This window comes from Clostridium sp. UBA7503 (assembly GCF_002477055.1).
Taxonomy (GTDB): Bacteria; Bacillota; Clostridia; order Clostridiales; family Clostridiaceae; genus Clostridium_J; species Clostridium_J sulfidigenes.
On the sequence record NZ_DLNT01000004.1, the window covers coordinates 30528 to 41231 of the forward strand.

At 30.7% G+C, this 10704-nt stretch carries 9 protein-coding genes and 1 other annotated feature; all 9 genes read left to right on the top strand.

The features are described from left to right. Window positions 1-242 precede the first annotated feature (242 nt). The 9 genes from B3630_RS00395 to B3630_RS00435 all read left to right on the top strand — a co-directional run bounded on the left by B3630_RS00395 (window position 243) and on the right by B3630_RS00435 (window position 10663). Window positions 243-1172, top strand: a complete 930-nt coding sequence (locus B3630_RS00395; RefSeq protein WP_346894510.1) for an ABC transporter permease — start codon at window positions 243-245, stop codon at window positions 1170-1172. 11 nt (window positions 1173-1183) lie between these two features. Then, window positions 1184-2122 (top strand): ABC transporter permease, encoded by a 939-nt coding sequence (locus tag B3630_RS00400; RefSeq protein ID WP_346894512.1) that lies wholly within the window; start codon window positions 1184-1186, stop codon window positions 2120-2122. 11 nt (window positions 2123-2133) lie between these two features. Beyond that, window positions 2134-3150 carry an ABC transporter ATP-binding protein gene (locus B3630_RS00405; RefSeq protein WP_346870982.1) on the top strand — a complete coding sequence of 339 codons (1017 nt, stop codon included), beginning with the start codon at window positions 2134-2136 and terminating at the stop codon, window positions 3148-3150. Next, window positions 3143-4120, top strand: a complete 978-nt coding sequence (locus B3630_RS00410; RefSeq protein ID WP_346894514.1) for a dipeptide ABC transporter ATP-binding protein — start codon at window positions 3143-3145, stop codon at window positions 4118-4120. The genes B3630_RS00405 and B3630_RS00410 overlap by 8 nt, the downstream gene beginning before the upstream one ends. A 34-nt stretch (window positions 4121-4154) precedes the next feature. After that, window positions 4155-5846, top strand: coding sequence for a peptide ABC transporter substrate-binding protein (locus tag B3630_RS00415; RefSeq protein ID WP_346894516.1), 1692 nt, complete (start codon window positions 4155-4157; stop codon window positions 5844-5846). Between the two features lie 118 nt (window positions 5847-5964). Next, window positions 5965-6230 (top strand) — a binding site (T-box leader). Between the two features lie 123 nt (window positions 6231-6353). After that, the gene (gene asnA / locus B3630_RS00420; RefSeq protein ID WP_346894526.1) at window positions 6354-7361 is read left to right on the top strand and encodes an aspartate--ammonia ligase; all 1008 of its coding nucleotides are present in this window, start codon (window positions 6354-6356) and stop codon (window positions 7359-7361) included. A 390-nt stretch (window positions 7362-7751) separates the two neighbouring features. Continuing rightward, window positions 7752-9362 carry a CTP synthase gene (locus tag B3630_RS00425; RefSeq protein ID WP_346894518.1) on the top strand — a complete coding sequence of 537 codons (1611 nt, stop codon included), beginning with the start codon at window positions 7752-7754 and terminating at the stop codon, window positions 9360-9362. 247 nt (window positions 9363-9609) lie between these two features. Further along, the gene (locus tag B3630_RS00430) at window positions 9610-10023 is read left to right on the top strand and encodes a flavodoxin (protein ID WP_346894520.1); all 414 of its coding nucleotides are present in this window, start codon (window positions 9610-9612) and stop codon (window positions 10021-10023) included. A gap of 13 nt (window positions 10024-10036) precedes the next feature. Further along, on the top strand, window positions 10037-10663 hold the full coding sequence (locus tag B3630_RS00435) for a DUF3793 family protein (RefSeq protein ID WP_346894522.1): 627 nt from the start codon (window positions 10037-10039) through the stop codon (window positions 10661-10663). Window positions 10664-10704: the final 41 nt, after the last annotated feature.

Genomic DNA, 10704 nt, shown 5'->3' on the forward strand with positions numbered 1-10704 from the left:
TGTGAATAAATATCTTAAAGAGTGCAAAATTTTAAGGCACTTTTCTTTTTTTGAAAAATATAATTACTTAGTTTTATTGAGCAACAAAGCACATTAATCCATTAATAAATAGTCAAATATAGATATATATGAAGATTGTTATTAATTTATCATTAGAAAGTAATGGATTAAACAAAAATTAATGGAATATTGAGAGAATAAATCAATATATATATATCATATAAAAAATGGGGGGTGAGAATTTGATTAAATACATTCTAAAAAGACTAGGTATAAGTGTAGTAACTATATTTATAGTTATCACTGCAACATTTTTTTTAATGAGATTAATGCCTGGTGGACCTTTTGATGGTGAAAAGCCACTACCGCCAGAAATAAAGGCTAGTTTAGAAGCAAAATATGGATTAGATAAATCTTTAGGTGATCAATATTCTATGTATTTAAAGGACTTACTTAAGGGGGATCTAGGTCCAAGTATGAGATACAAAGGAAGAGAAGTACAAGAAATAATAGGTTATTCTTTCCCGGCATCTGCTAAACTTGGTGGAGTAGCTGTAGCAATTTCCTTAATTTTCGGAATACTTTTAGGGATAATTGCTGCTCTTAAATATAATAAGTGGCCAGATTCAGTATGTATGGTACTTGCTACTCTGGGAGTTACATTGCCAAGTTTTGTTATAGCTACACTATTGATGTATGTATTTGGAGTTAAACTAAGCTTAGTTCCTATAACGGGTCTAGATAGCTTGAAGAGCTATATTTTACCTTCGATAGCTCTAGCGGGATATTCTATAGCATTTATATCTAGACTTACAAGATCTAAACTTTTAGAAGTTTTAAAATCAGATTATATTAGAACTGCAAAGGCAAAAGGAGTTAATGGTAGAAGAATCATGTTTAAACATGCTCTTCGAAATACATTAATCCCTATTGTAACCTACGTAGGGCCATTGATTGCAGCGATATTAACTGGTAGCTTTGTAGTGGAAAAGATATTTGCTATACCTGGACTTGGAAGAGAGTTTGTAACTACAATAACAAATAGAGATTATACAACTATACTTGGAGTAACTATATTCTATAGCACACTTCTTATACTATGTAATTTAATTGTGGATATTATGTATGTAATTATAGATCCAAGAATTAAATTAGAAAATGTTGAAGCGTAGGAGGTGATGTTATGGAATTTAATGAAGAAATTAATGAAATTTTAGAAAAGGATTTTGTCTTTGTAGATGAAGGTAGTAAACAGAAGGATACAATAAATAGGCCAAGTGTATCTTATTGGAAAGATTCGTGGAGGAAACTTAAAAAAAATAAGTTAGCAATAGTAGGGCTTATCTTTGTTATTCTTATAACTCTAGGAGCTATATTTATTCCTTGGTTTTCTAAACATGATTATACGACAAATAACTTAATGATTACTAACCAGAGACCGTCTGCAGAGCATTGGTTTGGAACAGATTCACTAGGACGAGATTTGTTTGTAAGGGTTATGTATGGTGCTAGATATTCTTTGATAATTGGTTTTGTGGCATCTATACTTAATTTGGTTATAGGCATAGTATATGGTGGAATTGCTGGACTTATAGGTGGATGGGTAGATAATATTATGATGAGAATTGTAGATATAATATCTTCTATACCTATGACAATATATGTAATACTATTAATGGTCATTCTTGAAAAAGGTGGTTTATTCAATATTATTGTAGCATTGGCTATTTCTTATTGGATAGGTATGGCTAGAATTGTTAGGGCAGAAATACTTCAGCTTAAACAACAAGAATTTATTTTAGCTGCTAAAACTTTAGGAGCTCAAGGTAAGAGAATACTATTTAAACATCTAATTCCAAATTGTTTAGGCCCAATTATAGTAACTCTTACACTGCAAATACCAACTGCAATATTTTCAGAAGCTTTTTTAAGTTTTATTGGATTAGGATTAGTACCACCACTTGCATCATGGGGAACTTTAGCTAGTGATGCTTTATCTACTTTAAGATTATATCCATATCAACTTTTATTTCCTACGTTGGCTATATGTATAACAATTTTTTCATTTAATATGCTTGGTGATGGGCTTAGAGATGCTCTAGATCCAAAGATTAAAAAGTAGGGGGTGGAAGGATGAGTAATTTGTTAGAAGTAAATAATTTAAAAACATCTTTCTATACTCAATTTGGAGAAGTGCAAGCTGTAGGGGGAGTTTCATTTAATCTAGAACATGGTGAAGTTATGGGTATAGTTGGAGAATCTGGTAGTGGAAAAAGTGTCACAATGATGTCTATTATGAGGCTTTTAGATGACAATGGTAAAGTAAAAGAGGGGAAAGTAAGATTTGAAGATAAGGATATAGTATCTATCAGTGAGGAAGATATGTCTACCATAAGAGGAAATGATATATCCATGATTTTTCAAGATCCTATGACTTCTTTGAATCCGCTTATGACTATAGGAAATCAAATTATGGAACCGCTTAGAATCCATAAGAAGATGACTAAAGAAGAAGCACATAAAAAAGCTGTAGAATTATTACACTTAGTTGGTATACCTAGTCCTGAAAGCAGAATGAAGCAATATCCACATGAGTTTTCTGGGGGTATGAGACAAAGAGTTATGATAGCTATGGCGTTAACTTGTAATCCAAAGCTATTGATAGCTGATGAACCAACTACTGCACTAGATGTTACGATACAAGCACAAATCTTAGAGATAATGAAGGATATAAAGGAAAAACTAAATACATCTATAATTCTTATTACACATGATTTGGGAGTTGTTGCAGATATTTGTGATAATGTGAATGTAATGTATGGAGGTCTTATTATAGAGCAAGGAACTGTAAAGGATATATTCTATAATTCTAAACATCCATATACTTGGGGTCTTATGGAAAGTGTTCCTAATCCTAATACCTTGGTAAGAGAAAGATTAAGACCTATAGATGGTCAACCACCAGATTTATTTAAACCTCCAAAGGGATGTCCATTTTATGTTAGATGTAAATATTCTATGGAAGTATGTAAAGAGCATAGACCTGAATATTATGAAATAACTCCAGGACATAAATCTGCTTGTTGGTTAAATGATAATAGGGCACCAAAGGTTGAAACTCCATTGAAGAGGAGGAAGGACGATGAGTAGCATGGAGAAACTAATAGAAATAAAAAATCTATGTAAATATTTCAATACTAAGAAATCAATTTTTAGTAAGAATAAAGGAATATTAAAGGCTGTTGATGGGGTATCTCTTCAAATAAAAAAAGGAGAGACGTTAGGCCTAGTAGGAGAATCAGGATGTGGTAAAACAACTTTAGGTAGAACTCTATTAAAATTATATAATCCTACTGCAGGAGAGATATTTTATGACAATGAAGAGATTGGTAAGCTTACTAATAAGCAGATGCTATCTTATAGAAAAAAGATGCAGATGATATTTCAAGACCCTTATGCATCACTTAATCCACGGTTAACCGTTGGAGATATTATCGGTGAACCATTAGATATTTATAAAATATGTAAAGGAAAAGAAAGAGAAGAAAAAGTAAAGTATTTTTTAGATAAGGTAGGTCTTGATCAAAATCATTTAAATCGTTATCCACATGAGTTTTCAGGAGGTCAAAGACAAAGAATCGGTATAGCAAGAGCTCTTGCAGTTAATCCAGATTTTATTGTTTGTGATGAACCTATTTCTGCTCTCGATGTATCGATACAAGCTCAGATAATTAATATGATTGAGGATTTGCAAAATGACTTTGGTCTAACTTACTTGTTTATAGCTCATGATTTATCCATGGTTAAGCATATATCCAATAGAGTTGGAATAATGTACTTAGGAAAACTAGTTGAAATAGCAGAGAGTAATGAGGTATATAGTAAACCAATCCATCCCTATACCAATGCATTACTATCTGCAATTCCAATTCCTGATCCGGATGAAGCTAAAAGAAGACAAAGAATAATTTTAGAGGGAGATATTCCATCTCCAATTGATCCTCCACCAGGATGTAGATTTAAATCTAGATGTAAATATGCAAAACAAATCTGTGGTGAAGAGGAGCCGATTTTAAAGGAAGTATCTCCTGGCCATTGCGTAGCTTGTCATTTATTTTAAAATAAATTAATTAATTTAATAAGGAGGTCAATGAATGAAGAAAACTAGAATAATGGCACTGATAATGACTGCAATAATGACAGGTACATTACTTTTAGGATGTACTAAGACTAAAGAAAATGAAGGAGAAAAACCTGGTGATGGCAATACACCTGTGGTAGAAGAAACAGTAGAACAAAAAATAGTATATAATTTAGGTGCAGATCCTAAAACTATCGATCCACAACTAAATTCAGCAGTAGATGGTTCAACAATAATTCACAATGCTTTCGAAGGGTTAATGAGAGAGGATGAAAATTCTCAAATAGTATCAGGAACTGCTGAAAAGTATGAAGTATCTGATGATGGAACTGTATATACTTTCCATATAAGAAAGGATGCTAAATGGTCAGATGGAAAACCGGTAGTAGCTGGGGACTTTGAATATGCATGGAAGAGAGCATTAAATCCTGAAGTGGCAGCAGAATATGCATATCAACTTTTCTATATAAAAAATGGGGCTGCATACTATAATCAGGAAAAAGTAGAAGGTAAGGTTGCTACAGCAGAGGATGTAGGCGTAAAAGCTATAGATGATAACACCTTAGAAGTAACTCTTGAAGCTCCAGTTCCATATTTCCTATCCTTGGCAGCTTTCCCAACTTATTTCCCAGTTAGAAAAGATATTATAGAAGGAAATGAAGAAAAGTGGACATTAAAGCCAGACACATATATATCTAATGGACCATTTAAGATGTCTGAATGGAAAGAAAAGGAAAGTATTACATTTGTAAAAAATGAAAATTATTGGGATGCTAAAAATGTAAAACTTGAGACATTAGAAGTAAAATTAATAGATGATCAAATAACTTATTTAAATGCCTTTAAGAGTGGAGAAATAGATGTAATAGAATCACCACCTCAGGCTGAAATTCCTACATTATTAGATGAAGGAACAGCAAAAATATATCCTTATTTAGGAACTTACTTCTATGTAATAAATGTATCAGACAAAGCTAAGGATGTAGACCCTAAAGCAGCTGAAGCATTAAGTAATCCTAAGTTTAGAAAAGCTTTATCACTAGCTATAGATAGGCAACTAATAGTTGATAAGGTAGCTCAAGGTGGTCAAGCACCAGCAACTAGCTATGTTCCAGCAGGTATTCTTGATTCAATAGGAAAAGAGTTTCAAAAGGATTATTCATCAAAGGGTGCAAATATTGAAGAAGCTAAGAAATTGTTAGCAGAAGCTGGATATCCAAATGGAGAAGGAGCACCAACAATAACATTTACTTTTAATACAGATCAAGGTCATCAAAATATAGCTCAAGCAGTACAAGATATGTGGAAAACAAATCTTGGAATTAATGTAGAGTTAAAGAATGAAGAGTGGGCAGTATTCCAAGATACAAGAAATAATTTCCAATATTCTATGGCTAGACATGGATGGATAGCAGATTATAATGATCCAATGACATTCTTAGATATGTGGACAACTGGTAATGGACAAAATAATGCAGGATATTCAAATAAAGAATATGATAAGTTAATAGCTCAAGCTAAAGTAGAATTAGATGACGCTAAGAGAACAGAATTATTACACAAAGCAGAAGATATTTTAATGGATGAATCACCAATTCTACCACTATACTATTATACAAATGTATTATGTATAGACAAAAATGTTAAAGGAACTTATAAGTCACCATTAGGACAAATGGAATTTAGAGATGCTTATGTAGAGTAATTAAATAAATAAAAAGAACTTAAAAATCAAAATGCTATCTCAAAAGAAATTTTGAGATAGCATTTTAAAAGTACTTTACAAAACAAATTAATTGTGATATTATTTAAAAAATGAAATGTAGAAAGCGTTGAAGAGAAGAAGTAAAATTAATATATCTTTACAGAGAATTCCCCATAAGCTGAGAGGTGGAAGAGTAAGTTAATTTGAATAACATCTCTGAGCAGTGCTCCGAAAGATAACAACCAGTAGGCAGTACCGGATCTGCACCCGATATAGTGCTAGAGTATAATCAATTTGCATTAATTGACGTACTTGAAGAGATTGTTATTGTAAAGTAGCAATGAATTAAGGTGGTAACACGTGAGTAGTACTCTCGTCCTTTTATATTTTTATATAGGGATGAGAGTTTTTTTATTATATATAAATAAAAAAGATAAAGTATGGGCCCATAAACTTTATCAACTCTTTAACTTTAAACTTAAAATCTAAGGAGGAATTATTATGAAGATAGAGGGAATTGTTATTCCGAAAGGATATAAATCCAATGCCACATTAATAGAAACAGAAGTACATATAAAGAAGATAAAAGATTTTTTTGAAAGGACTTTATCAGAAAGTCTTAGCTTGACTAGAGTTTCAGCTCCATTGTTTGTGGACTCTCAAAGTGGATTAAATGATAATTTAAACGGAGTTGAAAGGCCAGTAGTATTTGACTTGCTGGCAACAGGAGAAAATGTTGAAATAGTACACTCCTTAGCAAAATGGAAAAGAATGAGTCTACATAGATACAACTTCCAAGTTGGAGATGGCTTATATACAGATATGAATGCTATAAGAAGAGATGAAGAGCTAGACAATTTACATTCAGTTTATGTAGACCAATGGGATTGGGAAAAGGTAATAAAAAAAGAAGATAGAAATGAAGAATATTTAAAAGGTATTGTAAGAAAAATCTATAAGGTATTTAAGAAAACTCAAGAATTTGTTGATAAAAATTTAATGAAGGTAGAAAATCCCTTACCAAAAGAAATACATTTTATAACTACCCAGGAGCTAGAAGACATTTATCCAAATTTTACTTCTAAGGAAAGAGAGGATGAAATATGTAGGGAGTTTGGCGCTGTATTTATAATGGAAATAGGGGGAGTGTTAAAATCGGGAGAAAAGCACGATGGTAGGAGTCCGGATTATGACGATTGGAATTTAAATGGAGATATATTATTTTGGTATCCTTTATTAGATAGGGCTGTAGAACTTTCATCAATGGGAATAAGAGTAGATGAAAAAGCCCTTGATTATCAATTAACAGTGTCAGGTAATGATAACAGAAGACGTCTAGATTTTCATAAGAGACTATTAGCAGGAGAACTTCCATATACAATTGGAGGAGGAATAGGTCAATCAAGAATATGCATGTTTTTTTTAAACAAAGCTCATATTGGGGAAGTTCAAGCTACTACATGGGATGAAAAAAATATGAAAATTTGTAAGGAGAATAATATAAATTTACTTTAATTCATAAGTTGATTTGTATATTTAATTTTTATATGATGAAGAAATGAATCGTAATAAATTTAATTATTAAAGTGCGTATTATTAAAAAAATAGTTAAAAGTGAGGCTATCTTAGAATATTTTTATTATTCTAAGATAGCCTCACATATTAATATGTAAATTAGTTAGATTTATGCTAATAATAATCTATATTTTAAATTATTAAGTTAAATATATAAAGTGACAAAAAACACTAGCCATATACATGGAAGTGTGGTAATATAAATTCTATGTAAAAAGTACAGACTACCCCATATTATTTATAGGGTAATTATTATTATACAAATGTGTAGATTAAAAGTCAATAGTAAACTAATAAAATATAAAAATAAATTGTATGGGAGAAGATAACATGAATAGTAAGTATATTTTTGTAACAGGTGGAGTAGTTTCATCCTTAGGAAAGGGTATTACAGCAGCATCTTTAGGTAGACTTTTAAAAAATAGGGGATTAAATGTTACAATACAGAAGTTTGATCCATACCTAAATGTAGATCCAGGAACAATGAGTCCATATCAACATGGAGAAGTATTTGTTACTGATGATGGTGCTGAAACTGATTTAGATTTAGGACATTATGAAAGATTTATTGACGAAAATTTAAGCAAAAGTAGCAATGTTACTACTGGTAAAATTTATTGGTCAATCATATCTAAAGAAAGAAGAGGAGAGTATTTAGGTGGAACTGTTCAAGTAATACCTCATATAACTAATGAGATAAAAGAAAGAATATGTAAAGTAACAAAGGAAAAGGCAGTAGATGTGGTAATAACTGAAATTGGTGGTACTATAGGAGATATAGAATCCTTACCATTTTTAGAAGCTATAAGACAAATTCAGTATGAAGTAGGTAAGGAAAATGTGTGCTTTATACATGTGACTTTAGTACCTTATCTAGGAAAAGCTGGTGAATTAAAAACAAAGCCAACTCAACATTCCGTTAAGGAATTAAGAAGTATAGGAATTCAACCGGACATAATAGTTTGTAGAGCTGAAAAGGAAATATCAGATGAATTAAAAGCAAAAATAGGTTTATTTTGTAATTTAGAAGGTAAAAATGTAATACAAAATCTAGATGCAGAGCACTTATATGAAGTACCTTTATTATTACATAATGAAGGTCTAGATAGGTTAGTATGTGAAAGATTAAATCTAGAATGTACGGATATTGATAATTCTAAATGGATTAATATGGTTAATAAAATTAAAAATTTAAATGATAAAATTAAGATTGCTTTAGTTGGTAAATATGTAGAACTACATGATGCGTATATCTCTGTAGTTGAAGCTTTAAGTCATGGTGGATATGCTAATGATTGCATAATAGAAATTAAATGGATAAATGCAGAAGATGTAGCAAGAGATAATTCGGATGAAATTTTTTCTGATGTGAATGGGATATTAGTACCAGGGGGATTTGGAGATAGAGGAATAGAAGGCAAGATTGAAGCTGTAAGATGGGCAAGAGAGAGTAAAAAGCCCTTATTGGGAATATGTTTAGGTATGCAATGTTCAGTTATAGAATTTGCTAGAAATGTACTTGGATATGAAGGAGCTAATAGTTCTGAGATTGACCCAAATACCAAATATCCAGTAATAGATTTAATGGCAGATCAACAAGAAATTGAAAACTTAGGTGGTACTATGAGACTTGGTTTATATCCATGTAAACTAGACAAAAATTCAATAGTGGCTAGTGAATATGATGAAATATTAGTAAATGAAAGACATAGACATAGGTATGAATTCAATAATAAGTTTAGAGAAGAAATAGTTGAGAAAGGTATGAATATTACTGGTACAAGCCCCGATGATAGGTTGGTAGAAATTGTTGAAATAAAAGATCATCCGTGGTATGTATCAGTTCAGTTTCATCCAGAATTGAAATCAAGACCTAATAATCCTCATCCTTTATTCAAAGGATTTATAAGAGCTGCAATTAGAGATAAGGAAAATAAATAATATAAGAAGCATTTTTCTAGAATATTAACTGATATCTATGAATTTGATATCAATTCAATAGAAAGATGCTTTTTATTATTTATTTAAACAGCTTTAATACGTATAAAACCATACATATACAAGCATAATAGGATTATGATTTATTTGTTACTATTTAATTGAGAATAATTATCAAAAACTATTGACAATAATGTGAAGATCCGTTATTATTTAATTGAGAATAGTTTTCAATTAAGGAGGATGTGTTATGAAAATAGTTTATTGGTCAGGTACAGGTAATACAGAGAAAATGGCAGAATTAATTGCTAAAGGAATCAGAGAAGAAGGAAAAAATGCAGAAGTAATCAATGTTGCTAATGCTAACAGTGGCATCTTTGATGATGAAGATGTAATAATATTAGGATGCCCATCTATGGGAGATGAAGTATTAGAAGAATCTGAGTTTGAACCTTTTATTGAAGAGATATCTTCAAAAATATCTAAAAAGAAAGTAGTTTTATTTGGATCCTATGGTTGGGGGGATGGAAAGTGGATGAGAGATTGGGAAGATAGAATGCTTTCTTATGGATGCGAAATAAAAGAGGACTGTTTAATAATTTGTGGCGAACCAGAAGATGAAGATGAATGTATAGATTTTGGTAAAAAAATAACACTTTTATAGGTAGGTAATGAAAATGACATATTTAGAATTTTATAATAAGTTAGAAGCTATGAATGGTGAAGAATATATTAAAAACTTTTTAATTTATAATACTTCATTGGTGATTGCAAAGGTTAAACCAGCTGCTACTATTACTTTTAAAAAATATAATAGAGATTTATATAGTAACTGGGGTTCAATGGGAAAAGCATTTATTCAAAGTATAGGTCTTGACTTTATAGAACTAAGAGAATCTGATGATTCAATTGTAGCATTAATTTATAATCAGAGTTTACTTGAAAAATATATAGGTAAAGAAGAAAATAAAGAGTTTTTAATAGGTCTAGGCTATGCAGAAAATGGAACTATTGTAGAATATTTAAATGTGTTAAAAAATAGATATAAAGAATTTAACTGTCCACATGAATTAGGTGTTTTTTTAGGAATACCAATTAATGACGTGAAAGATTTTATGAACTGTAATGATAAGAAGTGTTTATTGTGTGGATATTGGAAAGTATATAATGACTGTATTTCAGCTCAAAGAATTTTTCAATCTTATGATCAGGTTAAGGAATATACAGTAAATTCTATATTTAAAGGAATTGAAGGAAGTACTTTAGTGCAAAGTATAGAAAATAATTTTAGTTTTTATGGGTAAGGCAAAAGTAGTAATGAATAAAAAGGGGCTTTCGCAAAATA

Coding starts and splice junctions, on each gene's coding strand:
- B3630_RS00400 (WP_346894512.1), top strand. CDS start 1,184: ATGGAATTTAATGAAGAAATTAATGAAATTTTAGAAAAGGATTTTGTC.
- B3630_RS00405 (WP_346870982.1), top strand. CDS start 2,134: ATGAGTAATTTGTTAGAAGTAAATAATTTAAAAACATCTTTCTATACT.
- B3630_RS00410 (WP_346894514.1), top strand. CDS start 3,143: ATGAGTAGCATGGAGAAACTAATAGAAATAAAAAATCTATGTAAATAT.
- B3630_RS00415 (WP_346894516.1), top strand. CDS start 4,155: ATGAAGAAAACTAGAATAATGGCACTGATAATGACTGCAATAATGACA.
- B3630_RS00425 (WP_346894518.1), top strand. CDS start 7,752: ATGAATAGTAAGTATATTTTTGTAACAGGTGGAGTAGTTTCATCCTTA.
- B3630_RS00430 (WP_346894520.1), top strand. CDS start 9,610: ATGAAAATAGTTTATTGGTCAGGTACAGGTAATACAGAGAAAATGGCA.
- B3630_RS00435 (WP_346894522.1), top strand. CDS start 10,037: ATGACATATTTAGAATTTTATAATAAGTTAGAAGCTATGAATGGTGAA.